At 66.5% G+C, this 24,515-nt stretch carries 24 protein-coding genes; 7 read left to right on the top strand and 17 right to left on the bottom strand.

From position 1 onward, the window contains the following. Positions 1 to 48: 48 nt before the first annotated feature. Positions 49 to 948, top strand: coding sequence for a LysR family transcriptional regulator (locus tag WJU27_RS09485; protein ID WP_341421959.1), 900 nt, complete (start codon positions 49 to 51; stop codon positions 946 to 948). Between the two features lie 532 nt (positions 949 to 1,480). On the opposite strand, the gene WJU27_RS09480 is transcribed toward WJU27_RS09485, so the two are convergent. Together WJU27_RS09480 and WJU27_RS09475 are read right to left on the bottom strand one after the other, a co-directional pair. After that, positions 1,481 to 2,227 carry a pirin family protein gene (locus tag WJU27_RS09480; RefSeq protein ID WP_341421958.1) on the bottom strand — a complete coding sequence of 249 codons (747 nt, stop codon included), beginning with the start codon at positions 2,225 to 2,227 and terminating at the stop codon, positions 1,481 to 1,483. Positions 2,228 to 2,290: 63 nt separating this feature from the next. Then, complete coding sequence (locus WJU27_RS09475) at positions 2,291 to 2,731, bottom strand: DoxX family protein (protein WP_341421957.1); 441 nt, start codon at positions 2,729 to 2,731, stop codon at positions 2,291 to 2,293. A 158-nt stretch (positions 2,732 to 2,889) separates the two neighbouring features. On the opposite strand from WJU27_RS09475, the gene WJU27_RS09470 reads away from it, so the two are divergent. The 4 genes from WJU27_RS09470 to fae all read left to right on the top strand — a co-directional run bounded on the left by WJU27_RS09470 (position 2,890) and on the right by fae (position 6,059). Continuing rightward, entirely contained in the window at positions 2,890 to 3,783 is an 894-nt protein-coding gene (locus tag WJU27_RS09470; RefSeq protein WP_341421956.1) for a LysR family transcriptional regulator, read from the top strand. 82 nt (positions 3,784 to 3,865) lie between these two features. Further along, the gene (locus WJU27_RS09465) at positions 3,866 to 4,471 is read left to right on the top strand and encodes a TetR/AcrR family transcriptional regulator (RefSeq protein WP_341421955.1); all 606 of its coding nucleotides are present in this window, start codon (positions 3,866 to 3,868) and stop codon (positions 4,469 to 4,471) included. After that, the gene (locus WJU27_RS09460) at positions 4,468 to 5,391 is read left to right on the top strand and encodes an alpha/beta fold hydrolase (RefSeq protein WP_341421954.1); all 924 of its coding nucleotides are present in this window, start codon (positions 4,468 to 4,470) and stop codon (positions 5,389 to 5,391) included. Before WJU27_RS09465 ends, WJU27_RS09460 begins: the two co-directional genes overlap by 4 nt. Before the next feature lie 119 nt (positions 5,392 to 5,510). Further along, positions 5,511 to 6,059, top strand: a complete 549-nt coding sequence (gene fae, locus WJU27_RS09455) for a formaldehyde-activating enzyme (RefSeq protein WP_018229895.1) — start codon at positions 5,511 to 5,513, stop codon at positions 6,057 to 6,059. Positions 6,060 to 6,104: 45 nt separating this feature from the next. Here fae and nth read toward each other — a convergent pair whose 3' ends face one another. From nth to WJU27_RS09410, 9 genes are all read right to left on the bottom strand, one after another. After that, positions 6,105 to 6,764, bottom strand: coding sequence for an endonuclease III (gene nth / locus WJU27_RS09450; RefSeq protein WP_341421953.1), 660 nt, complete (start codon positions 6,762 to 6,764; stop codon positions 6,105 to 6,107). Beyond that, positions 6,764 to 7,453: an electron transport complex subunit E gene (locus WJU27_RS09445; protein WP_341421952.1), complete on the bottom strand. Its 690-nt coding sequence runs from the start codon at positions 7,451 to 7,453 to the stop codon at positions 6,764 to 6,766. Before WJU27_RS09445 ends, nth begins: the two co-directional genes overlap by 1 nt. A 58-nt stretch (positions 7,454 to 7,511) precedes the next feature. Next, complete coding sequence (locus tag WJU27_RS09440) at positions 7,512 to 8,243, bottom strand: RnfABCDGE type electron transport complex subunit G (protein WP_341421951.1); 732 nt, start codon at positions 8,241 to 8,243, stop codon at positions 7,512 to 7,514. Continuing rightward, positions 8,240 to 9,244: an RnfABCDGE type electron transport complex subunit D gene (locus WJU27_RS09435; protein WP_341421950.1), complete on the bottom strand. Its 1,005-nt coding sequence runs from the start codon at positions 9,242 to 9,244 to the stop codon at positions 8,240 to 8,242. The genes WJU27_RS09440 and WJU27_RS09435 overlap by 4 nt, the downstream gene beginning before the upstream one ends. Positions 9,245 to 9,287: 43 nt before the next feature. Further along, complete coding sequence (gene rsxC, locus WJU27_RS09430; RefSeq protein WP_341421949.1) at positions 9,288 to 11,006, bottom strand: electron transport complex subunit RsxC; 1,719 nt, start codon at positions 11,004 to 11,006, stop codon at positions 9,288 to 9,290. Further along, positions 11,006 to 11,584 (bottom strand): electron transport complex subunit RsxB, encoded by a 579-nt coding sequence (gene rsxB / locus WJU27_RS09425; RefSeq protein ID WP_020164006.1) that lies wholly within the window; start codon positions 11,582 to 11,584, stop codon positions 11,006 to 11,008. Before rsxB ends, rsxC begins: the two co-directional genes overlap by 1 nt. Next, on the bottom strand, positions 11,581 to 12,159 hold the full coding sequence (rsxA, locus tag WJU27_RS09420) for an electron transport complex subunit RsxA (protein ID WP_304000864.1): 579 nt from the start codon (positions 12,157 to 12,159) through the stop codon (positions 11,581 to 11,583). Before rsxA ends, rsxB begins: the two co-directional genes overlap by 4 nt. A gap of 163 nt (positions 12,160 to 12,322) precedes the next feature. Next, the gene (locus tag WJU27_RS09415; protein WP_341421948.1) at positions 12,323 to 15,238 is read right to left on the bottom strand and encodes a bifunctional diguanylate cyclase/phosphodiesterase; all 2,916 of its coding nucleotides are present in this window, start codon (positions 15,236 to 15,238) and stop codon (positions 12,323 to 12,325) included. 163 nt (positions 15,239 to 15,401) lie between these two features. After that, complete coding sequence (locus WJU27_RS09410) at positions 15,402 to 17,585, bottom strand: TonB-dependent receptor (protein ID WP_341421947.1); 2,184 nt, start codon at positions 17,583 to 17,585, stop codon at positions 15,402 to 15,404. A 150-nt stretch (positions 17,586 to 17,735) separates the two neighbouring features. Here WJU27_RS09410 and WJU27_RS09405 point away from each other — a divergent pair, with 150 nt between their 5' ends. Both WJU27_RS09405 and WJU27_RS09400 read left to right on the top strand, forming a co-directional pair. Continuing rightward, positions 17,736 to 18,941 (top strand): PepSY-associated TM helix domain-containing protein, encoded by a 1,206-nt coding sequence (locus tag WJU27_RS09405; protein WP_341421946.1) that lies wholly within the window; start codon positions 17,736 to 17,738, stop codon positions 18,939 to 18,941. Beyond that, on the top strand, positions 18,938 to 19,114 hold the full coding sequence (locus WJU27_RS09400) for a hypothetical protein (RefSeq protein WP_341421945.1): 177 nt from the start codon (positions 18,938 to 18,940) through the stop codon (positions 19,112 to 19,114). Before WJU27_RS09405 ends, WJU27_RS09400 begins: the two co-directional genes overlap by 4 nt. 62 nt (positions 19,115 to 19,176) lie before the next feature. Here WJU27_RS09400 and WJU27_RS09395 read toward each other — a convergent pair whose 3' ends face one another. The 6 genes from WJU27_RS09395 to fumC all read right to left on the bottom strand — a co-directional run bounded on the left by WJU27_RS09395 (position 19,177) and on the right by fumC (position 24,386). Continuing rightward, complete coding sequence (locus tag WJU27_RS09395) at positions 19,177 to 19,440, bottom strand: hypothetical protein (RefSeq protein ID WP_341421944.1); 264 nt, start codon at positions 19,438 to 19,440, stop codon at positions 19,177 to 19,179. Positions 19,441 to 19,495: 55 nt separating this feature from the next. Next, positions 19,496 to 20,131, bottom strand: coding sequence for an HNH endonuclease (locus WJU27_RS09390; RefSeq protein ID WP_341421943.1), 636 nt, complete (start codon positions 20,129 to 20,131; stop codon positions 19,496 to 19,498). Between the two features lie 309 nt (positions 20,132 to 20,440). Continuing rightward, positions 20,441 to 21,364, bottom strand: a complete 924-nt coding sequence (locus tag WJU27_RS09385) for a PEP-CTERM sorting domain-containing protein (RefSeq protein WP_341421942.1) — start codon at positions 21,362 to 21,364, stop codon at positions 20,441 to 20,443. An 802-nt stretch (positions 21,365 to 22,166) separates the two neighbouring features. Further along, on the bottom strand, positions 22,167 to 22,586 hold the full coding sequence (locus WJU27_RS09380; protein ID WP_341421941.1) for a YidB family protein: 420 nt from the start codon (positions 22,584 to 22,586) through the stop codon (positions 22,167 to 22,169). 67 nt (positions 22,587 to 22,653) lie between these two features. Next, the gene (locus WJU27_RS09375; RefSeq protein WP_029143603.1) at positions 22,654 to 22,902 is read right to left on the bottom strand and encodes a DUF2789 domain-containing protein; all 249 of its coding nucleotides are present in this window, start codon (positions 22,900 to 22,902) and stop codon (positions 22,654 to 22,656) included. Between the two features lie 56 nt (positions 22,903 to 22,958). Then, positions 22,959 to 24,386, bottom strand: a complete 1,428-nt coding sequence (gene fumC / locus WJU27_RS09370; protein ID WP_341421940.1) for a class II fumarate hydratase — start codon at positions 24,384 to 24,386, stop codon at positions 22,959 to 22,961. Positions 24,387 to 24,515 lie beyond the last annotated feature (129 nt).

Here is a 24,515-nt window from a genome sequence, read left to right as displayed (position 1 = left end):
GGCTGGCTTTGTTACTCTGTCCATAATATTTGGACAATAAGACCGCTCATGGACCAGATCGAAGCGATGCGCATCTATTCCCGGGTCGCTGAACTGGGCAGCTTCACCGCCACCGCGGAGAACCTGGGACTGCTCAAATCGACGGTGTCGAATGCGGTGCAGCAGCTGGAGAGCGCGCTCGGTACGAGACTGTTTCATCGCACCACGCGCAAGGTGCAGCTCACCCAGGACGGCCAGGCCTATTACGAGCGCTGTCGCGATCTGATTGCCGACTTCGACGAACTGAATGCGCTGTTTGCCGCCGGCGGACAGGCGGATCTGCGGGGTCGGCTACGCGTCGATCTTCCGCTCGCGTTCGCGCGCGATCTGGTCATTCCACGCCTGCCGGAATTCCTGGCGCGTCACCCGCAGCTGGAAATCGAGGTGAGCAGCACCGACCGGCGGGTCGATCTGGTGCGCGAGGGTTTCGACTGCGTGCTGCGCGTGGGCGCGGTCGGCGACCACAGCCTGATCGCGGTGCCGCTCGGGCGCTTCGAACAGTTCAACTGCGCCAGCCGTGCCTACCTTGAACAGCACGGCACGCCGCGCACGCTGGCCGACCTGTCGATGCACAGGCTGGTTCATTACGCGCAGACGCTGGGCGCGCGTCCGTCCGGCTTCGAGTATGTGTCGCCGGACAGTGGCGAGGTGGTGAGCGTGCCGATGCAGGGCGCGATCACCGTCAACAACTCCGACGCCTACCGCGAAGCCTGCCGCGCCGGACTCGGGATCATCCAGGCGCCGCGTGTCGGCCGCTATCTGAACGACGACACATTGGTCGAAATCCTGCCCGACTACCGTGCCCCTTCCTTGCCGATCAGCCTGGTCTACGCCAACCGCCGCCATCTGCCGCTGCGGGTGAAGGCCTTCATCGAGTGGATGAAGGCAGTGATGTCCGAAAGGATGTGAAGCCGGCCGCACGGATGTCGGCTGCAATCGCGAGCAAGCTCGCTCTCACAGTTATCCGCACAGGAACGAGCGAGGGACCGCCGTGGGAAGCAGCCGATGTTGCCGACTGGGCCCTGACCCGGCGGCGCGCACTGCCCACCGCCGCTGTCGGGGTCAGAAGACCCCTCCCACAGAACCGCAGCTCCGGGCTGGGCCGCAGGCCACAGGCGCAACCTCTGTGGGAGCGGTCTTCTGACCGCGACACGGCTGTTGCTCGCCGCCGGCTTCGATCCCCGCAGCAATCGCGAGCAAGCTCGCTCCCACAATCTTCGCTGCAGGCCTGAGCGGGGGCTCTGTGGGAGGCGGCCTTTGCTGCTGATTCGGCAATGACCCGGCGCCGGGCACTGCCCGCCGCAGTCGGGGTCAAGACCCCTCCCACAGAAACCCCGCGCCGGCCTCGGATCGGGCGCGCCCCTTGTGGGAGCGGCCTTGGCCGCGATGCGGCCGGTGCACACCGCTGGCGTCCGTTGCGGAACGCCAGCGGGACACGCCCTCAGTAGGCGGTCTCGACCGCCCGCAGGTCGAACACCAGCACTTCGGCGTCACGCCCTTCGCTCAGCCACACCGCGTCGGCGCCGCGCAGCTTGAGGCCGTCGCCGCTGCCCAGACGCACGCCGTTCACCGTGACCTCGCCACGCGCAACGTGCACGTAGGCGTGACGCTCACCGCGCAGCGGCAGCGTGGCCGCCTCGTCGCCATCGAACAGGCCGGCATAGACCAGCGCGTCCTGACGGATGCGGATGCTGCCCTCGGCTCCGTCCGGCGTGACGACGGGGCGCAGACGGCCGCGCTTTTCCTCTGCGGCGAAATGGATCTGCTGGTAGCCCGGCGGCGTGCCGTGCTCGTCCGGCAGGATCCAGATCTGCAGGAACTTCACCTGCTCGGTCTGCGAACCATTGAATTCGCTGTGCGCGATGCCGCGGCCGGCGCTGATCATCTGGACGTCGCCCGGGCGGATCTGCGAGCCGTTGCCCATGGTGTCCTTGTGCTCCAGCACGCCGTCGAGCACGTAGGAAAAGATTTCCATGTCGCGGTGCGGGTGCATGCCGAAGCCGGCGCCGGGGGCGACGGTGTCGTCGTTGATCACCAGCAGGTCGGAAAAGCCGCGCTGTGTCGGGTCGTCGTAGTGGGCGAACGAGAAGGTGTGGCGCGAACTGAGCCAGCCGTGTTCGGCGACGCCGCGCTGGTCGGCGGGGCGGGTTTCGATGGCCGGGCGGGCGCTGAGGATGGGGGTGTTCATGGCGATCTCCTTCGTTGCGGGGTGCCGCGCGGCGGCACCCCTGCGTTCATGTGGGGCTCGGGTTCAGGCGGTACGGCGGGCGTCGAGCGACAGGGCGCCGCCACCGAAGGCGACGATCTGCAGCAGGCCGCCGGCGATGGCGACGTTCTTGAAGAAGTGGATGAACTGGTTCTGGTCGGACAGGTTGAAGTGGAAGCCGAAGGCGGTGACCAGGCTGAAGGCGGCGATCGCGGCGGCGACCCAGCGGGTGCGGTAGCCGACGACGAGGGCTGCGGCCAGACCGATCTCGACGAACAGCGCGCCGGCATAGGCCAGTTCCGGGAAGGGCAGGCCGACCGAGGCGATGTAGCCGATGGTGCCTTCCGCCTGGGTGAGCTTGCTGAAGCCGGCGAGCAGGAAGAGGGCGGCGAGCAGCACGCGGCCGGCAGCGGCGGCGATCTGTTGGGCGTCGGTGCTGCGCGCGGCCTGCTGAGCGGAGGAGGCCTGGATCGTCGAGGTGTTCATGGTCTGTCCTTTCGAGGGTGTCTGGGGTTGTCTGCCGGTGCGCTGTACTGATGCCGCAACCGATGGCTGAACTGTACTGTCGCGGAATTGGTTGATAAATCGGCCGTGGGTTGAAAGACTGTCACAATGGAGTGGACAGTAAGGTCGTGGAGCGCCGGATGAGCCAGCTTGAGGACATGCAGATTTTCGTCAGCACCGTGGATGCGCAGAGCTTCACGGCCGCGGCTGACCGGCTCGGGCTGTCGAAGCAGCTGATCAGCCGCCGCATCATGGCGCTCGAAGAGCGGCTGGGTGCCCGTTTGCTCGTACGCACCACGCGCCGGCTCAGCATCACCGACACCGGACGCGGTTTCTACGAGCGCGCGGTGAAAATCCTGCAGGACGTCGATGAGGCCGAGCAGCTCGTCGCCAATCAGAACGCGGCGCCGCGCGGCACGCTGCGGCTGACCGCGCCGATGTCCTTCGGCACGCTGCACCTGGGTCCGGCGATCGCGCGCTTCATGGCCACCTGGCCGGAAGTGACGATGGAACTCGATCTGAGCGACCGCTTCGTCGATGTCGTGGGCGAGGGCTACGACATGGCGGTGCGCATCGGCCAGCTCGGCGATTCGTCGCTGATCGCGCGCGCCATCGCGCCGACCCAGCTGGTCGTATGTGCCAGCCCCGCCTACATCGAACAGCACGGTCGGCCGCAGACGCCGACCGACCTGAAGGACCATCAGTGCCTGCTGTACGGACATTCGCGCAATGTCGAATGGCCTTTTCTCGACAAGGGCCGACCGTTCGCACTGCCGGTCAGCGGCCGTCTGCGTGCGAACAACGGCGAACTGGCATGCGACGCGGCCATCGCGGGTCTGGGCGTCGTGCTGCTGCCCACCTTCATCGTCGGCGAGGCGCTGCGCGCCGGCAGCCTGGTCAGCGTGCTCGACGAATACGCGCCGGCACCGCTGACCATCTACGCGGTGTATCCGCAGCACCGCCAGCAGTCGCGCACGGTCAAGGTGTTCACCGAATTCCTGCGCAACACCTTCGGCAAGACCAGCTTTTCCTGAGCGGCCAAGGGTTTCCGGGCGATCGACGCCGGTGCTTCGAAATTTTCCTTGAAAAAAGCACGACCGTTCGTATTATTGTCGTATGGGCAAGGGAGAACACACACGCACGGTCATTCTCGAAGCGGCGCTGGCGCAGGCCAGTGAGAGCGGCTTCGAATCGCTGACCATCGGTTCGCTGGCCGAACGCACCGGGTTGTCGAAAAGCGGGCTGTTCGCGCATTTCGGCTCACGCGAGGACCTGCAGTGCGCGGCCATCGATGCGGCGGCGCAGCTGTTTGCCGACACGGTGATGAAGCCGGCCTTCGCTGCCCCGCGCGGCGTGCCGCGGTTGTGGGCGATGTTCGAGGGCTGGCTGGGCTGGACGCAGCGCGGCGGTCTGGCGCACGGCTGCCCGATCCACGCGGCGTCGGTCGAGTACGACGACCGGCCGGGGCCGATGCGTGACCGGCTGGTCGGCCACTACCGCGCGCTGCAGCAGGCGCTGGACAAGGCGGTGCGCATCGCCATCGACGCCGGTCACCTGCGCGCCGATCTCGACATCGAGCAGTTCGCCTTCGACATGTTCGCCATCGTGCTCGGCTACTACCACGCCGCCCGACTGATGGACGACGCACGCGCCGGCGAGCGCGCGCGCGCCGCCTTTGCCCGCCTGCTCGCCGATTTCGCCGTTCCGGGAGCACTGCCATGAGTTCGATCGCCCTCCATCCGCCGCTGCGCGTGCGCCGCGCAGCCGGTCCATCTCTGGCGCCGGTGCTGCGCCACTACTTCCGCTTCGCCAGCCGCGTAGCACCCGAACTGGCACGCCGGCAGGCCGAGCGCCTGTTTACGACGCCGCCGCGGCCGCGCAGCGTGGCGCCTGCCGCATCACCCGCCCGGCGCGAAACGGTGAGCGCCGGCCGTCACGACCTCGCGGTATGGAGCGCCGGTCCGGCCGGCGCACCGGCGGTGCTGCTGGCGCATGGCTGGGGTGGGCGCGGTGCGCAAATGGGAACGCTGGCGACCTCGCTGCTTGCGGCCGGCCGGCGTGTCGTGTGGTTCGATCAGCCGGGTCATGGCGACAGCGGCCATGGCCGCGTCGGACTGCCGGATTTCGTGCAGGCGCTGCACGCGCTGGTGGCTACGCACGGACCTTTCTATACGGCGGTCGGCCACTCGCTGGGCGGCGCGGCGATCGGTCTGGCGCTGCGCGAGCGGGCCGATTTCGGGCGCGCGGTGTTCATCGGCGCGCCAGCGTCGATGCGCGAGCACACGCTGCGCTTTTCCGCGCTGATCGGCATTTCGCCGCGCGTGCGCGAGGCCATGCGCCGTCGCATCGAGCACCGCTACAACGTTCGCTTCGACGACATCGACCGCATCGACGCGCTGGGTGACGTAAACGTGCCGGCGCTGTTCGTGCACGACGTCGATGACGCGCAGGTGCCGTTCGAACACGCGCTGCGTCTGTCGGCCGCGATGCCGCAGGCGCGGCTGCTGCGTACCTGGGGGCTGGGCCACAACCGGGTGCTGAAAGACGCCGCCACCGTGGCCGCGGTCACGCATTTCATCTGTGGCGACGAGGCGCTGCCCGAGGTGCTGCCGGCCCTGCCGCAGCCGGCGCCGATCTACTGAACAGACGACGTTTCCGCGGCGCGTCTCTTTATGTGAATCAAAGTTGTATCATGTGAAACTTGTGCCCGCGTGCCTGCCGCGCCGGGCGCTTTTACACAGGACAACCAAGGAGACACAACATGTCGGAACGCATCGTCTTTCGCAGCGGTGAAGCACTGGTCGCCGGCGGCCCCCCGGGCACTGCAGCCGAACCCGAAGTCATCATCGGCGAACTGGACGGCCCGGTCGGCACTGCGCTGGCCACGCTGACCGGTGACCAGGTGAAGGGCCACACCCGCGTGTTCGCCATCCTGAACACCGACATCCAGGTGCGCCCGCTGACGCTGATGGTGAGCAAGGTGACGGTCAAGGACGAGCGCTACACCAACATCCTGATGGGCACCGTGCAGGCCGCCATCGCCAACGGCGTACTCGACGCCGTGCGCGCCGGCGACATTCCGAAGGAGAAGGCGAACGACCTCGGCATCATCGTGTCGGTGTGGCTGAACCCCATGGTGTCGACCGCCAAGGATCTCGACCACAAGATCCTGTTCGACATCCATCGTCAGGCCATGGCCAAGGCGATCAAGAAGGCGATGAACAATCAGCCGGACATCGACTGGCTGCTCGAGAACCAGGACAAGATCACCCACAAATACTACCAGATGGGGCTGGACGGGAAGATCTGATCCGCATCCGGCGGCACCTCTGAGGGTGCCGCCTCGGTTTCCCGCTCAGGTGGCGACCGTCTTGTCCTTGAAGCGGCAGATATCGACGATGCCGCACTGGCCGCACAGTGGTTTGCGTGCGGTGCAGGTGTAGCGGCCATGCAGGATGAGCCAATGGTGGGCGTGCTGCATGAATTCCGCCGGCACCACCCTGAGCAGTGCGTGTTCGACTGCCAGCACGTCCTTGCCGGGCGCCAGGCCGATGCGGTTCGAGATGCGGAAAATGTGGGTGTCGACCGCCATGGTCGGCTCGCCGAACACGATGTTCAGCACCACGTTGGCCGTCTTGCGGCCGACGCCGGGCAGCGCTTCGAGCGCGGCGCGATCGTTCGGCACCTCGCCGCCGTGCTTCTCCAGCAACTGGTGCGACAGCGCCACCACGTTCTTCGCCTTGGCGCGGAACAGGCCGATGGTCTTGATGTAGTCCTCCACGCCCTCGACACCGAGACTGACCATGGCTTCGGGTGTCGGCGCGACCGGGAACAGCTTGCGCGTCGCCACGTTGACGCCCTTGTCGGTCGCCTGTGCCGACAGCACGACGGCGACCAGCAGCTGGAACGGCGAGCCGTATTCGAGATCGCTCTTCGGCTGCGGGTTGGCTGCGCGCCAGCGCTCGAACAGGGTCTGTATTTCGGCCCGCGTGAGCCGGCTTGCACGCCCCGCCATCAGGCCGACGCGGCTTCGGCCGGCGTGTGCGGTGCGGCAGCGCGCGCCTGTACCCGCGCCACCCAGGCGTTGCGCGCGGCGATCAGCAGACCGAGGAAGATGAAGGCGCCGGGCGGCAGGATGGCCATCAGCAGGCCGCGGTATTCGTCGCCGAACACGCGGATTTCGTGGGCACCCGGGACGATCATATCGATGCCGGAGAACAGCGTGCCGGCACCGATCAGTTCGCGCGCGCCGCCCAGCAGCGCCAGCACCCACAGCAGGCCCACGCCCATTGCTGCGCCGTCCCAGGCAGCGGCCAGCGGCGAGTTCTTGGCGGCGAAGGCTTCGACCCGCGCCAGCACGATGCAGTTGGTGACGATGAGCGGAATGAAGATGCCCAGCACCAGGTAGAGGTCGTGCAGCCAGGCGTTGAAAGCCAGATCGAGGCAGGTGACCAGCGCCGCGATGATCAGGATGAACACCGGGATGCGGATCTCGTGCGGAATGAGCGTGCGCAGCGCGGCCACCGCGCCGCTGGCCAGTGCCATCACCAGCACCGTCGCCAGCGACAGGCTGACTGCGTTGACGAGCGTGTTGCTGACCGCCAGCAGCGGACACAGGCCGAGCAGCTGCACCAGCGCGGTGTTGTTCTCCCACAGGCCCTTGCGGCCGATGTCGCCGTAGACGGCGCGTTCTTCAGCGTTCATGCCGGTATCCCCCGAAGTGCTTGCTGCGCCGTGACGGTGGACGCGATGCGGCGCTCGATCATTCGAACACCTTGTCCGCTGATGTGCCGGCCGGCAGTGCGAACAGCGCATCGCGCACCGGCGCGATGGCCGCGGCGGCGCGACCGGCGGCGCGGATGACGGCGCGCGGCGAAATGGTGGCGCCGGTCATGTAGGTGAAATCGCCACCGTCCTTCCGGACTGTCCAGCTGGCGGCCTGCGCGGTGTCGCGGCCCGTGAACTGGCTGATCCACTTCGGCGACGCACGGTCCTTGGCCGGATCGATGTAGTCGCCCAGCCCGGGCGTTTCCTTGTGCGCCACCACGCGCACGCCGCCCAGCGTGCCGTCGGCGCGCACCGCCATCAGCAGCCGGATGGCGCCGCTGTAACCGTCCGCCGCCTGTGCCTCGAACACCAGTGCGACCGGTTCGTTGCCGCGGCGAGCGCGATGCAGCGTCACCGGGCCGTCGATGCCGAGCGCGGGCAGGGCGGGCAGCTGCACGGTGTCTTCGAGCAGCGCGTTGTCGTAGTCGCCACGCTGCAGCACCTGGGCGATCAGCTCCAGCCGGCGCGCCTCGACAGACGCCTGTATCGGCGCCTCGGTGGCGTCGTGGGTGAGCGCCATCAGTGCGGTGAAGGCGAGCGTAAACACGGCCAGCAGTGCGGCCGAGCGCATCGCGCTGCCGGCCGCGGTCGGTGCCGGCGGTTCCGGCGCCAGTTCGGCGGCGGCCAGCGCCTCGTCGACCACCGGCGTCTGCGCCTCGTCGCTCATGGCGCGCCTCCGTTCTTGTGGCCGAACACCGGCGGCTGCGTCTTCATGTCGATCAGCGGCACGCAGATGTTCATCAGCAGCACGGCGAAGGCGATGCCGTCCGGGTAGGCGCCGAAGGCGCGGATGAGCCAGGCGATCAGCGCGATGCCGGCGGCGAAGATGAGCTTGCCGCGCGGCGTGGTCGCCCCGGATACCGGATCGGTGGCGATGAAGAAGGCGCCCAGCAGGGTGCCGCCCGCCAGCAGATGGAAGGCCGGGCCGGCGTAGTGCGCCGGATCGATCAGCGAGGCGATGCCCGATACCAGCGACATCACCGCCAGAAAGGCGACCGGTACGTGCCAGGTGATGATGCGCAGCGCGAGCAGCAGCAGACCGCCTGCGCCCCAGGCCAGCGCCACCCACTCCCAGCCGGCGCCGGCGACATGGCCGAAGGCGGTCGAGTTCATCACGGCGGCGGTGTCGCCGCCGGTCATCAGGCCGGTGCGCAATGCGTCCAGCGGCGTGGCGCCGGTGACGCCGTCGAGCGCGCGGGCGCCGCCGAACACCCAGTCCATCTGCGTCGCGAAGTCGCCGAAATTGAGGCCGGGCCACTGCGACATCAGCGCCGGGAAACTGACGATCAGCAGCGCATACGCCAGCATGGCCGGGTTGAACGGGTTCTGCCCGAGGCCGCCATACAGGTGCTTGCCAATGATCAGCGCGAAGGCGGTACCGAGCACGGTGGTCCACCAGGGCAGCAGCGGCGGCAGGCAGACGGCGATCAGCCAGGCGGTGACCAGTGCGCTCATGTCGGTCAGTGCCGGCGCCACCGGGCGGCCGCGCAGCGCCAGCATCAGGGCTTCACAGGCGAGCGCGGTGGCGCTGGCCAGCGCGATCTGTACCAGCAGCGCGGCGCCGAACAGCCAGCTCTGCACGGCGATCGCCGGCAGCATGGCGACCAGCACCGTGGTCATCACGCGGCGCACGCTGGTGTTCTGGCGGAGGTAGGGTGAGTTGTACATCGTGTTCCGTCGTGATGGGGCGCGCGGCAGGCGCGCCCCGGTGTCATTCCGTCGGCTTGTCCGCCGTTGCGGTTTCGCTCGCCGTTTCGCCGCTGCCGGTGGCCACCATGTCGGCGGCCATCTTCCGCCGCGCCTCCGCGGCCTCGACCTGCGCCTGCTGGGCCGGCGTCAGCGTGTCGGTGTTCTTCGCCGCAACGGCCTCCTTCTGCGCCTTGGCGCGCGCCATCGCGGCCTCGATCAGGGCCTTCTTCGGATCCTCGGCAGCCGGGGCCGTTGCCGTTCCGCCTTCAGCGGCCGGCGCGTCGGTGGCAGCCGGTTTCGCCGCCGGCTTGGCTGCGCTGCGTGCCGCCAGCTTGGCCGCCTTCTCTTCCTTCTCGCGTTCGGCCCGCCAGTTGCGGAACTCGAAGCGCTCGCGTGCCGAGTCGGCGGCGTCCTTGTCGCGCTCGCGCGCCCAGATTTCGCTCTTCGCGTAACGGTAGTAATCGACCAGCGGAATGTGCGACGGGCAGACATAGGCGCAGCAGCCGCACTCGATGCAGTCGAACAGGTGGTATTCCTGTGCGCGGCCGAAGTTGCGTGCGCGCGAGTGCCAGTACAGCTCGAACGGCTGCAGATCGGCCGGGCAGGCGCGTGCGCATTCGCCGCAGCGGATGCAGGGCAGTTCCGGCTCGGGCGGCGGGAACAGCGCCGGCGACGAGGCGAGCAGACAGTTGGTGGCCTTCACCACCGGCGCTTCGACGCCGGGCAGCGGGATGCCCATCATCGGACCGCCCATGATGAGCTTGTCGGTGTCCGGCTTCAGACCGGCGTGTTCGAACACGAAGCCGATCGGTGTGCCGATGGCGACGTCGAAATTGCGTGGACGGTCCACATTGCCGGCGACGGTGACGATGCGGCGGGTCAGCGGTTCGCCATGTTCGAGCGCGTTCCAGACGGCGAGCGCGGTCGCCACGTTGAAGCACTGCACGCCGAAGTCGGTCGAGCGGCTGCCGTGCGGTACCTCGATGCCGGTCAGCACGCGGATCAGCTGCTTGGCGCCGCCGGCCGGGTAGCGCGTCGGCACGACGACGACGTCGAGCGAGGCGTGACCGAGCGCCGCGGCGGCGGCCTTCAGTGCGGCGGCGGCCTCAGGCTTGTTGTCCTCGACGCCGACCAGCACCTGCTTTGCCGCCAGCATCTTCTGCATCACCAGCGCGCCGCGCAGGATGTCCTCGGCCTCGCTGCGCATCAGCATGTCGTCGCAGGTGATGAAGGGCTCGCACTCGGCCCCGTTCAGCACCAGCGTGTCCGTGCCACCGGCCTTGCCGGGCGCGAGCTTCAGGTGACTCGGGAACACCGCGCCACCGAGCCCGACCACGCCGGCGTCGCGCAGGTAGTCGCGTACCTCGCCCGGTGTGGCCGCGTGCCAGTCGAAGGGCTCGCGCTCGATGCGCTGGTCCTGGCCGTCCGGTTCGATCACGACCGCCATCGACGACAGTCCTGAAGCGTGCGGCATCAGCCGCGGCTCGATCGCCACCACGTGGCCCGAGGTCGGCGCGTGCACCGCACTCGACACATTGCCGTCGGCCGCGCCGATGCGCTGGCCGTGCAGCACCCGGTCGCCCACCTTGATCAGTGGACGCGGTGTGCCGCCGATGTGCTGGTGCAGCGGAATGATCAGCTGCGGCGGCAGCGGCAGACGGGCGATCGGCTCGCGCGTCGATGCGCTCTTGTTCGGGTCCGGCTTGACGCCGCCATTGAACGAAAACAGCTTGCGCAGCATCAGGCGGCTTCCTTTGCTGCGGTTTCGGTCGATACCGGCTTCAGGTCGAACACCGGGTAGCGCCATTTCCAGGTTTCCACCGTTTCGGCCACCGGCACCATGTCGATGCAGTCGGCCGGGCAGGGCGGTACGCACAGTTCGCAACCGGTACAGAGGTCGGTGACGATGGTGTGCATCTGCTTGGCGGCGCCGACGATGGCGTCCACCGGACAGGCCTGTATGCACAGCGTGCAGCCGATGCAGGTCGCCTCGTCGATGACGGCCACCGATTTCGGCTTCTCGACGCCGTGCTCGGCGTTCAGCGGCTTGTATTCGCGGCCCAGCAGGTCGGCCAGCTTGCGCACGCCTTCGTCGCCGCCGGGCGGGCACTGGTTGATGTCCGCCTCGCCGCCGGCGATCGCGGTGGCGTAGGGCTTGCAGCCGGGGTAGCCGCACTGGCCACACTGCGTCTGCGGCAGGATGGCGTCGATCTTGTCGACCAGCGGGTCGCCCTGGGTCTTGAACAGCACCGACGCGGCGCCGAGCGCGGCACCGAGCGCCAGTGCAAGACCGGTCATCACGAGCAGTGCGGAAATCATGAGTCGAGCCCGGCGAAGCCCATGAAGGCCAGGCTCATCAGGCCGGCGGTGATCATGGCGATGGCGTTGCCGCGGAAGGGCACCGGGATGTCGGCGCCGTCCAGCCGCTCGCGGATGCTGGCGAACAGCACCAGCGCCAGCACGAAACCGGCGGCGGAGCCGAAGCCGAACAGCAGCGACTGCAGCAGGTTGTGGCGCGCCGCCTGGTTCAGCAGCGGTACGCCGAGCACGGCGCAGTTGGTGGTGATCAGCGGCAGGTAGATGCCCAGCACCTGATGCAGCAGCGGACTGGTCTTCTGGATCACCAGTTCCGTCAGCTGCACGATGGCGGCGATGACGACGATGAAGCTCAGCGTCGACAGATAGCCCAGGCCGTAGGGCTTGAGCAGGAAGGTGTCGATCAGGTAGCTGGACCCGCAGGCCAGCGTCAGCACGAACATGGTCGCCAGACCCATGCCGATCGCGGTTTCGAGCTTTTTCGACACGCCCATGAACGGGCACAGGCCGAGGATGCGCACGAACACCACGTTATTGACCAGCGCGGTGCCAAGCAGGATGAACAGGTAACTCGTCATGACGGGGCGAGGATTCGCCGGATGTTTTCCGCAGGCCGCGGCGCAGGATGCGCCGCGTAACCGGCGGATTATCCGGCACTGCAGCGCAGCACTCAAGCTGCCGCAGGCGTCGGCGGCCGGTTATGTGGACAGAACCGCAGCCGGGGCGGCCGTCCGGCCGCGTTCAGACCAGCGCCGGGGCGGCGGCGATGCAGTGCGGCAGTTGTTCCACCGGCAGCGGTCTGCTCAGCAGATAGCCCTGGAAGGCGTCGCAGCCGTGCGCGGACAGGAAAGCCATCTGGGCCTCGGTTTCGACGCCCTCGGCCACCACGTTCAGCCCGAGATTGCCGGCCAGCGACAGGATGGTGCGCACGATGGCGGCCGAGTGCGGGTCGCTCAGCACCTCGTCGACGAAGCTCTTGTCGATCTTGAGCTGGTCCAGCGGCAGCTTCTTCAGGTAGGCGAGCGAGGAGTAGCCGGTGCCGAAGTCGTCCAGCGCGAAGCGCACGCCGCGCTGCTGCAGCGTGCGCATGGTGGCCAGCGTCATGTCGAGGTCGCGGTGCAGCATGCTTTCGGTCAGTTCGAGGCGCAGCCGGCGCGGATCGGCGCCGCTGTCGGCCAGCGCCTGCTCGACCCGGGCGACGAAGCCGGATTCATGGAACTGCCGCTCGCTCACGTTCACCGCGATCGTCCACTGCGCCCGCAGCGGATCGTCGGCCCAGGCGCGCAGCTGGGTACAGGCGGTATCGAGCACCCACTGGCCGATCGGCAGGATGTGGTTGCTCTGTTCGGCCAGCGGAATGAAGGCCGCCGGCGACACCATGCCGCGCACCGGGTGCTGCCAGCGCACCAGCGCCTCGACACCGGTGATGCGCCGCTCGGCGTCGGTCACTGGCTGGTAGTGCAGCCGCAGTTCGCCGCGCTCCAGCGCGCCGCGCAGGTCGCGCAGCAACTGGGCGCGGGCGGTGGTGTTCTCCTGCAGCGTGGGGTCGAAGAAGCTCAGCCGGTTGCGGCCGCTTTCCTTCGCCTTGTACAGCGCCATGTCGGCCTGCTTCAGCAGTTCGTCGGCACGGTCTTCGGCGCAGTTGAAGAGCACGGCGCCGATGCTGGCGGTGGAGCTGACCATCTGTCCGCCGAGGTCGCATTCGCCCGCCAGTGCGTCGCGCAGCTTGTCGCCGATCTCACCGACGCGCAGCGAAGCGGCCTGCAGATCGATGCCGAGATTGCCCAGGATGACGACGAACTCGTCGCCGCCCAGTCTCGCCACGGTGTCCGTGTCGCGCACGCAGCTGCGCAGTCGCGCCGACATCTGCTGCAGCAGCGCGTCACCCTGGGCGTGGCCCAGCGTGTCGTTGATTTCCTTGAAGTTGTCCAGATCCATCAGCAGCAGTGCGCCGTGCTGCCCGTCGCGCACGGCACCGGCGATGGCCTGGTCGAGCCGGCTGTTCATCAGACGGCGGTTGGGCAGGCCGGTCAGTTCGTCGTGAAAGGCCAGCCGTTGCGCCTCCTGCTCGGCCTTCTTGCGCGTCGTGATGTCGGCGCGTATCGCGATGTAGCGCTGTGGCACGCCATCGGCGTCGACCAGCGGCACGATGGTGGTGTGCACCCAGTACAGCGAGCCGTCCTTGGCCCGGTTGCAGATGTCGCCGTGCCACACCAGCCCTCTTGAAATGGTTTTCCACATGTCGGCGAAGAACCCGGGCGCGTGCGTGCCCGAGTTGACGACGCGGTGACTGCGGCCGACCAGTTCTTCACGCGCGTACTGCGAAATCTCGCAGAACTTGTCGTTCACCCGGGTGATGACGCCGCGAGCATCGGTTTCCGCGACGATGGCGTGCGCGTCCAGCGCCGCCTTCAGCTCGCCAACCTCGCGCAGCGAGTCGAGTACGCGGCGCTGCGCGCGCTCGCGCTCGGTGGTGTCGTTGAGGATCAGCACCACGCTGTCGATGCCGCCGTCGGCGCTGCGTTCCGGCACCAAGGTCGATGACAGGTGGACGGCGTTGCCGTCGTCTCCCGTGAAATGGCAGTCGAACTCCACGCGCCGCCCCTGCAGGGCCTCGGCCAGCCGTGGCCGCATCTGTCCGGCCAGCTGCGGCGGCATCACCTCGTCCACCGTGCGGCCGACGATGTCGCTGGCGGTCCGGCCCAGGTGCAGCTCGTGCATCGGGTTCACGTAGCGGAAACGCAGGTCGCGGTCGATGCGCGCGATGTCGGCCGGCACGTTGGACAGTATCGTGTCCAGCTCGCGCTCGCGCTCGCGCAGCGACCGTTCCGAGCGCTGCAGCAGTTCGTAGGGCTCGCGCAGGCCGATGACGAAGGTCGCGCGATAGACGAAGGTGTAGGCGGCAATCTTGTACAGATGGCCGAACATGTTCATGAAATCCGACGCCGTCGTGTAATTGGTGAACGCCAGTTCGCCGATGCCCATCACGAAACAGGCGCAGGCAAGGTAGCGGGTGCGCTGGTCGGGCGTGACCCGGTTCTGCCAGAACAGCCAGCCGGCCACCGCCAGATTGCCGATGCACAGCACGTACTCGAAGCCGGCCTTGAACGCCGTAACGCCGACGCCGGGCACGAAAGTCATCGGAAAGAGGTCGAGAAACCAGGTACCAGCGACGAACAGCGCACCGGTGGCAAGCAGGCCGAGTGTCAGCCAACTGCTACGTGACCCGGGCAGCGCGATGCGTGCCGCCACCAGCGCGACAGTCAGCAGTTCGAACGAGCGGCCGGCCAGCCAGAAGAAGATGGCTTTCGCGGTGCTGCTCTCGGTCAGCAGGGCCGGCATGCCGGCGTAACTCAGTGCGTGGATCAGGTCGCTGCCGGCAACCACCGAAAAACCGAAGATGAGCGTGTTGGAGGCGTAGTCGCCGGACTGGTCGAAACGGTGCCAGGCCATGATGACGACCAGCGCCGACACCACGACCGAGAAGGTTTCGAGCAGAAGATGAAAGGCCAGCATCGCGCCATGCCGGCCCTCGAACAGCGGAATCGGCGGCAGCAGCGCTGCAACCAACATCAGCAGCAGGGCGATCAGGCAGACGACAGCCGGCGAACGCAGGCCGGCGGCACCGTCGACGGGTTCGGCATTTCGTGTGGGCATGTCGGTGACCGGGCCGGCTTCGCGTTGATCCAGGGTAAACGGCCGCCGCAGGCGGGGCCTTAAGCACGGATCGCACGCTATTGCTTATGTTGCAGCCGGTCAAGCTGCCCGGCCACCCCGGCAGATCATGCTGGCGGGGTGGCGGTCGAACGGGGGGTGAGCCTTAGAAATCGACCGTGGCGCTGAGCATGGCGGTACGCGGCGCGCCCTGCACCAGATAGCTGGAGCCGGGGTAGCCGCCAGCCGCCGCCCAGTAGGCGCGGTCGCTCACGTTGTCGACGCGGGCGCGGAAGGTGACGTCCTTGCCGGCGACTCGCGTGATGTAGCGCGCGCCGAGGTCGAAGCGCGTCCAGCTCGGGATGGACGCGGCGTTTTGCGCATCGAAGTACTGTGAAGCGGTATAGATGGTGCGTGCGTCCAGGCTCAGGCCGCGCAGCAGCGGCACATCCCACTCGACACCGAAAGTGTATTGGGCGGATGGCACGCCGATCGCACGATTGCCGTCGTTGCTGCCGCCGGCCGTGCGCTCCATTTCGGCGTCGATCCAGGTGGCGCCACCGAGCAGGCGCAGACCCTGCAGCGGTTCGCCGTACAGCGTGAGTTCGATGCCAGTGTTCTGCTGCTCGCCGCTGGCGCGGAACACGTTGTCGGCGCCGACGAAAGCACTCGGCAACTCGATCGAGAACACCGCCAGACCGGCGCCGAAGCGCTTGTCCTCGTACTTCACGCCGGCTTCCGTCTGCTTCGACACGAAGGGCGACAGGCGCTCGTTGGCATTGACCGCGGTGTTCGGCGCGGTGCCGCCACGGGTCAGTGCCTCGGCGTAGTTGGCGTACAGCGACATTTCCTGCGTGAGCTTGTACACCGCACCGACCGCCGGTGTGAGCTTGGTCTTGTCATAGGAGGTGCCGAATACCGCGTAGTCGTTGTAGGGAACGTCGATGATCTTCTGCAGCCGCGCGCCGAGTGTGAGCAGCAGTCGGTCGTTGGCGAAGGCCATCGTGTCGGCGAGGGCCAGACTGAAGCTGCGGGTCTTCTGCTGTGTCTGCGGCGAGTTCAGCTCGGGATTGGCGGCACCGCCCGGTCGTGCAACCGGTTGCGGGTCGTAGAGGTTATCGACGAAGGCGGCGCCGAACTCGTTCTCGTTCTTCTCGGTGCGCCAGTGGCCGGCTATCGACGCCGTCAGGCGGTGCTGGACCGCTCCTGTCGTCACCTGGGTACGGATACCGGCCTCGCCCGTTACCACCGTCTCGTCGCGATAGTTGTCGAAGCGGCTGGAGTTGATCGTGCCGTTCGAGTCCAGGAAGTGAAAGGGCAGCGAGTTGCGTTCCTTGCCACGGCGCGCGCCCACCGCCACCCAGGTAGTGGTGACGTCGCTCAGATCGAACTCTGCACGCACCGTGCCGAACACGGTCTGGTCGCCGGAGTAGATCCACGGCTGCGAATAGTTTGACGACGCGCTCGGCGGACGCGGGACGAATGTGAGACCGCCGCCGCGCAAGAGGCTTGGACGGCCCTTGATCAGGTTCTGGTCCTGCATGCCGACGTCCGCCGACAGCCGGAAGTCGCGGCCGCGGTAATCCGCGCCCAGCGAGAACATTTCGAAGTCCTTGCGTTCGTTGTCGATGCCGGTGCCGCCGACGCGTCGGGCTGCGTTCACGCGCAGGCCCAGTTCCTTGTTTTCGCCGAAGCGGCGCGCCACATCGGCTGCGAGGTAGTCCTGACCGCCGGTCTGCAGACCGTAGGTCAGGCGTGTCAGGTCCTCGTTCGGTGCGCGCTTGGGCACCAGATTGATCGAGCCGCCGATGCCGCTGCCTGCTGTGCCGCCCGGGGCGGCGCCGTTGACGAAGGTATTGGCGCCGCGCAGCACCTCGACGCGTTCGAGGAACTCGGTTGCCACGTACTGCCGTGGCAGCACGCCATACAGGCCGTTGTAGGCCATGTCGTCGGAGAACAGCGGGAAGCCGCGGATGACGTACAGCTCCTGGAAATTGCCGAAGCCGCGCGAAATGCGCACGGTCGGGTCATTGCGCAGCACTTCGGCGACGCCCGAGGCCTGCTGGTCCTCGATCAGCTGACTCGTATAGGCGGTGGTGCTGAACGGGGTGTCAAGCGTGCTCTGGTTGCCAAGTATGCCGATACGCGCACCCTTCGCCACCTGTCCGCCGGCGAAGGCGGGCGGCAGGCCGGCGGCCGACGCGTCGGCGCTGGCTTCGACCACCACCGGTGCGAGCGTGATCGGCGCCGACGGATCTTCGGTCTGCTGGGCGTGAGCGACGGTGCTGGCGAGCGCCGCCATGATGGCGAGCGCGAGGGGAGGGCGCGGGAAGGCTGGGGCGTTTTTCATTGCAGCGGAGGGCACGGTGTGCTGAGGTAGAATCGGAATCAACGAATCGTATTACGAATCGTTCTTGTTTTCGTGTCGTTTGCGACTTTTTGCACACCGTCGCGGCGTGCTGTCGTATCCCCGCTACCCCGAGTCCGGCCCCGTCCATCGATGAAATCCGCTACGCCCGACACCGCCACGGCTTCCTGTACGTCCGCCGTACGCCCCCGCGCCACCTCGCTGCAGCGATGGGTGTGGGTGCACAAATGGTCCAGTCTGGTGTGCACGCTGTTCATGCTGCTGCTGTGTCTGACCGGTCTGCCGCTGGTTTTCTATCATGAGATCGACCACGCTCTCGGCAAGCACATCGAGGCGCCGGAAATGGCTGCCGGCACCGCGCATCTGCCGGTCGACCGCATCGTCGAGTCGGCGCGCCGCCACCATCCCGATCTGGTGCCGCTCTACCTGTTCAAGGAAGAGGACGAGCCGGACATGTGGGTGGTCAAGATGGACACCCGGCCCGACACCGACGAGACGCAGGCGAAGTTTTCGGTGGTCGATGCGCGCACCGGCGAAGTCCTTGGCGAGCCCCGTTTCGACGAAGGTTTCATGCACCTGATGTACCGGCTGCACGTCGATCTGTTCGCCGGTCTGGCCGGCCGGCTGTTCCTCGGCTTCATGGGCCTGCTGCTGGTGGTCGCGCTGGTCAGTGGCGTCGTGCTGTACGCCCCTTTCATGCGCAAGCTTGATTTCGGCGAGGTGCGTCGCAGCCGCTCGACCAAGCTGTGGTGGCTGGACATGCACAACATGCTGGGCATCGTCACCATCACCTGGGCGCTGGTCGTGGGTGGAACCGGCGTCATCAACACCTGGGCCGACCTGATCCTGAAGGCCTGGCAGGCGGAACAGGTTGCCGCGCTGAAGACCGCCGGAGCCGGTGCCGCGCACGGCGGCAGCGCGGCGCCGCTGCAGTCGCTGGTCGACGCTGCACTGGCCGCCGAGCCGGGCATGGCCGTGGCCACCGTCGCCTTTCCCGGCACGCTGCTATCGACGCCGTCGCACTACGCCGTCTTCCTGCACGGCGAAACGCCGCTCACTGCCAAGCTGTTGAAGGCCACGCTGGTCGACCCGGTCAGTGCGGCGGTGATCGAAACGAAACCGCGCCCCTGGTACGCCACCGCGCTGCTGCTGTCGCAGCCGCTGCACTTCGGCGACTACGGCGGCCTGCCGCTCAAAATCCTGTGGGCGCTGCTCGACCTCGTCACCCTCGTCGTGCTGTGGAGCGGGCTCGTGCTGTGGTGGCGCAAGCACAGGCATGCCGCTGCGGCGCCTGCCAACGTCGCGCACGCCGCGACCACCGCGCGAGGTGGCGCATGAAGGGCGCGAAATCGAATGCCGCCATCTTCCGCTGGCCGCTGCTGATCGCCGTGCTCACCGCCGCCGGCCTGCTGTCGGCCCTGGTCGGCGACGAAGCCTGGGACGCCTTGTCGTGGGCGCTGCTCGCGGTGCCCGTGGGGCTGTGCGGGCATTTCAGTTTCGCCAGGCGATGAGCTGACGGCGTTGCGGGGGATGGCGGCGGATGCGGCGCCTCACTCGTCTATACGGCGCACTGTCAGCGTGAGGCCCTGCGTCTCGCAGTACGCACCAGATTGACTAAGGCGATCAGCAGGCAACCCAGCGCCGGCAGGCACCACACGAAGGCCGCATCGGTGTGCACTGTCTGCGTCGCCGCGTCGTAGTGGCGGCCGAGTTCGTTGAAGTCGATCCTGAGGTAACGCGAGTACCAGAGCCAGAAGAACGGCAGCGATGCCGCGAGCGGCAGAACGTCGCCGGAGGCCCTGATCAGTCGCGACAAGGGGCGCGCCCGGACCTTCATCGGAAACTCGTGCGGATCAGGCGGTGATGCCGCGGTATGCGGTCGCAACCAAAATTCACAGCTGATATACCACCTTGTCGCCGTCAACCTTCACCTTGCCAGTCGCCTGCAGATGGCGAACGATGGCCGCAACCTCGGCTTGGGAAATGCCCTTCGGAAACAGCGCCGCGACGGTGCTCGTCAGCGTCTTCAGCGTTCGTGGCCGTGAATTACCGCGCGTCTTCAAATTGGCGACCACCATTGCGATGCGGTCCGTCTTCTTCGGTGTGGGCGGCGCGGTAGGTTTCGGAGGAGCGGGCTCTGCGGGTGGGGTTGCGACGGCGACCGGTTTCGATATGGCCGGTGCGGGCGACGGGGCGGGCACTGTGACGGGCTTTGGTGTGGAAGCGACCGAGATGTTCGGGCACCTGAAGTGCCCCTTCTGATTCAGCACCACTTCGAACTTCTGCTTGATCGACATGCTGCCGAGCAGGGCATTCACGGTCTTGCAGCAGGCGACGCAGTTGTCGTCGCCATTGGCGCCGCCGTTGGCGATGGCCTGCAGGTGTTCGACGCTGGCGTCGTCGCGCGGCAGAGGCTGCTTGCAGAAGAAGCAGAGGCCGCCCTGGACGAACAGCAGGCGGTCGAGTGGTCGGGTCGGCATGGGCGTTTCCGGCTCTGTGCGGTCGACTATCCCGAAATCGTAGCGCATTCGCGTCGCTCTACCCGCCGGGCATGCGGTCCAGGGCGTGCTGCCACGTAAGGGATGAGTTGCAGGCCTTCACCCGCGTTCCTGCAGAAGACAAAATCGCGGGGCAACCCACCCGCGAATCGGTCTGATGGTTCAACCACCTCCGCCTGTTCGAACTGATGGGCCGCACCTCATCTGCCGAGCCCGGGAAAATTGCTATTGGCAACTCACCCATAGGACCGACCGCCTGCCCGCCGGACAGAACCCAGTTGGTCTGAGCAAAACCCAGTACGGGTCACACATGTGCGAAAGCGTTTGGCGGACGCACGTTCAAGTGGGGTTCGGATTAGTACGTCGTCTGCGAACACGTGCGGCCAGTGCAGCAATGCCGACCAAGGCGAGCGAACCCGGTTCAGGCACTGCCTGAAGTTCGATCGACGAAACCGTAAATACATTCTTGTCCAATTCCAACGGTATGATCACGAACGAGTTCGGATCACCGAACCAAGCGGCTGCCGAGCCTTTCGCCCGATAACATTGGTCTGTTGGGGGTAGAAAAATTCCAGTCGAACCGCCGATGCCGCCAAATCCGCCCAAATTGCAGGCGTAGCTATAAGTGCCGATATTTGACTCCGCAGACGAGGAGAAAACAGAGGTGAAGTCGATGGTTTCGGTGGGTAGGATCACTCCTAGGTCGATGTTTATGATGGTCGTGCTCCACCCGAAGTAGCCGTCTTCGAAGTTGTCGCTGCTGATTATTTCTCCCGTTGTGCTGCCGGTAATTCCATTCTTGTCTGCGGCAATTGATGCCCCTGCTTGCCATAGGGATTGGCCATTTACCAGGAGTCTTGCGTTGAAATTCGAACGCAGATATTCACCTTCGTCTAACGCAGCATAGATGTCGCTTTGCAATGCGCCAGAGAAAAGCTTGATGGATAAAGTGTAGTTTCTGGGGGTGTTGCTTTCATTTCTTATTTGACCGAAGAACGTAGTTGTGGCAGAACTCTGTTCTGTCGGACTGGTTGCTGAACTCCGAACTTGATATGAGCTCTCATCTGAAGCCATGGCGGAAGAACCGTAAGAACTCAATGTTGTCCTGCCCATAAATTGGCTGTAGTCGCGTTGCGACTGATAAAACGGGTTGCCAACGTAGCCAACCTCTAGCAGGTTGTTTTGAATAGGACTCGCCCATGCCGACGAAACAAGAAACACTGAGAATGGAAGTAAAGTCGCCGCAATCAGATGAAGGCGCATGAATGTCGATCTCCGAGTTTTTGGGGGTGATTTGAAACCACAGCTCGCTAGCAATATCCATGCCTTTTGGTTAAGTCTTTGAAGATGCAACGGCTGAGCAAAGATCTCTCTTCGGGATGTAAGGATCATCGACAGGTGGAGGTTGATGTCGAATTGGATCGGCCCTTGAATGCTGCTCAGTGAATGAGATCTACGATGTATGGCTGACCAGTCGTCCGGCGCTAACCGTTCATCAAGCGTCTCTGCGACGACCTCGCCTATTGTCCCCTGCTCTGGATCGTTCGCAGGGCGCCGTGCTCGGGCGGCCGACTGCAGTTGAGAGCTGTTTCTTGGAGCGGGCCTACATCCCGTTGTTTGGAGTATCCGTTTGCGGAGAGCGCTGACCCTGTCGGGAGGACTGAAGATTCTCTCGTGTGTGGTTCGACACGAGCACGACGTCGTCGGATATCGCCGGGCTGGCGCGTGTCAGTCGGCGACTGGGGGTTGAACCGTGGCCGAGAGCGTGCTTTAGCGCAGGGGAGCTGGCAAATCCTGTCGAACTCGTGGAGATTGCTCGGGCCCGTGTCGGGTCTGCTCAGCACGATTCGGGCACTCTTAGCTGTCAGGTCCCGGGAGAGGGCGTCCGCCGGCAGGCGTGCAGCCGGACGGTAGTTGCGAGTGATGCGGTCGCAACAATTGTGATGGGCTTCTCTTGCGTCGAAATGCCCAGATCGGATACCGCTGCGATCCCGGTTGCTCGGAGCTGCAAAATCTGGCGCCGGACTGCGATGCCTGCCTCAGGCACCGCACGCCGTTGAAGGCTCTACGACTTCATCAGCCCACCCAGCACCCCCATCGCCGCCTGCAACGCGTCGCCTTCGGGTGCCTTGCCATCGGGTGACAGCGTGTCGATAAGCTGCGGCAGCAGGCTGGCGAGGCCGGAGGACACTTCCTGCGAGGACATGCCGACCTGCTGGGCGACGCCGCCGATCTGTTCGGCGCCGAATACGGCCTTGATCTGGTCGCCGGAGATCGGCAGGTTGGGGCCGGAACCCAGCCACGAGGCCATGACTTCGCCCAGGCCGCCCTGCTGGAACTTCGCGATCAGCCCCTGCAGGCCACCGATCTGCGGACTGTTGATCAGGCTCATCGCGGCCTGGATCAGTGCGGCGTTGCCGCCGGCGCCGGATTGTCCGCCGAGCGCGCCGGCAACCTGTCCGGCGATCGAGTCGAAAAGTCCCATGACGTTCTCCTTCAGTGAATGAAAGGGCAGATTACGCCAGCCGCGTGACGAGTGGGAGGCAAGGCTTTCAGCCTATGAGTGGCCGCGTGTGCAGCCGGGTGTTCAGCGTATCAACCGTTTCCGCCCAGTCGGCGTCCTGGGCCACGGCGTCGCGCAGGAAGGCGGCCTGGGCGGGGTTCCAGAAGCGGGCTTCGTGCAGCGGGACGCCATTGTCGAGATGGCCACAAGTGGCGATGAAGCGCTCGATCGACCGCGCGTCGTTCGGCAGACCGAGCTGGGCGAACAGGGTTTCCATCGAATGCGGGCTGATGTCCATGACGTTCTCCTGACTGAGTGGGTACTTCAGGTACGAATGCGTGACGCGTGCGAAGTTCATTGCGTGCCCGACGCGCGTTCGCCCACCATTGCGCTGGGCGTCACCCATTGGTCGAACTGCTCGCCGCTCACGTCGCCCGAGGCAAGCGCCGCCTCGCGCAAGGTCAGGCCTTCGCGGTGGGCGCGGGCGGCGATCTTCGCCGCGCGGTCGTAGCCGATGTGCGGCACCAGCGCGGTCACCAGCATCAGCGACTGCTGCATCAGCGTGGCGATGCGATCGCGCCGCGCTTCGATGCCGGCGACGCAGTGGGCGTCGAAGCTGCGCATGCCGTCGGCGAGCAGGCGGATGCTCTGCAGCACGGCGCCGGCGATCAGCGGCTTGTAGACGTTCAGTTCGAAGTTGCCCGAGGCGCCGCCCATCGTGACGGCGACGTCGTTGCCGATGACCTGGGCGCACAGCATTGTGAGCGCTTCGCACTGGGTCGGGTTCACCTTGCCCGGCATGATGGAACTGCCGGGCTCGTTCTCCGGCAGCGCCAGTTCGCCCAGACCACTGCGTGGGCCGGAGGCGAGCCAGCGGATGTCGTTGGCGATCTTGCTCAGCGCGACGGCCAGCGTCTTCAGCGCACCATGCAGCGCAACCAGCGGCTCGTGCCCGGCCAGCGCAGCGAACGGGTTGTCGGCGCGCACGAAGGGCAGGCCGGTGCCGTCGGCCAGCTTGTTCGCCACCCGGGTGCCGAATTCCGGATGGGTGTTCAGGCCGGTGCCGACCGCGGTGCCGCCGATCGCCAGCGCATGTACTGCCGGCAGTGCTGCGACGATGGCCGAGCGGGCCAGCGCGAGCTGGGCGGCGTAGCCGGAGAATTCCTGGCCCAGCGTCAGCGGCGTGGCATCCTGCAGATGGGTGCGGCCGATCTTGACGATGTCGGCAAACGCGACCGCCTTGTCGGCCAGCTGCGCGTGCAGCGCGTCGAGTGCCGGCATCAGCGCGCGCCGGACGGCGTAGGCGGCGGCCACGTGCATGGCCGTCGGGAACACGTCGTTCGACGACTGGCCCATGTTTACGTCGTCGTTCGGGTGCAGCGTGCGCGCCTCGCCGCAGTCGCCGCCCATCAGCTGCGAGCCGCGGTTGGCCAGCACCTCGTTCATATTCATATTGGTCTGCGTGCCGGAGCCGGTCTGCCACAGCGACAGCGGAAACTCGTCGTCATGCTGGCCGGCGAGCACCTCGTCGGCGGCAGCGACAATGGCGGTCATCCGCTCGGCCGGCAGTTTGCCCAGCCGGCCATTGGCCAGCGCTGCCGCGCGCTTGACCGCGGCCAGCGCGTGTATCAGTTCGCGCGGCATGCGCTCGGTCGAGATCGCGAAGTGCTGCAGCGAGCGCTGCGTCTGCGCGCCCCACAGGCGGTCTGCCGGCACCTCGATCGGGCCGAAGGAATCGTGTTCGGTACGGGTGACGTTGGGCGGCTGCGTGGCGGTATCCATGGCGGTCTCTCTTCGAAGCCAGTTTTCAGGATAGGACATGACGACGCCACGGTCCGGCCGCCGGTGTGATGACGACGGTGCTGCGGTACACTCCGGGCCGGTTTCAGCCGTCTTCCGCACTTCATCCCT

Origin of the sequence: Methyloversatilis sp. NSM2, assembly GCF_038066675.1 — a bacterium.
In the GTDB taxonomy this organism is placed as follows: Bacteria; Pseudomonadota; Gammaproteobacteria; order Burkholderiales; family Rhodocyclaceae; genus Methyloversatilis; species Methyloversatilis discipulorum_A.
This window is presented reverse-complemented; position numbering and strand designations above follow the sequence as displayed.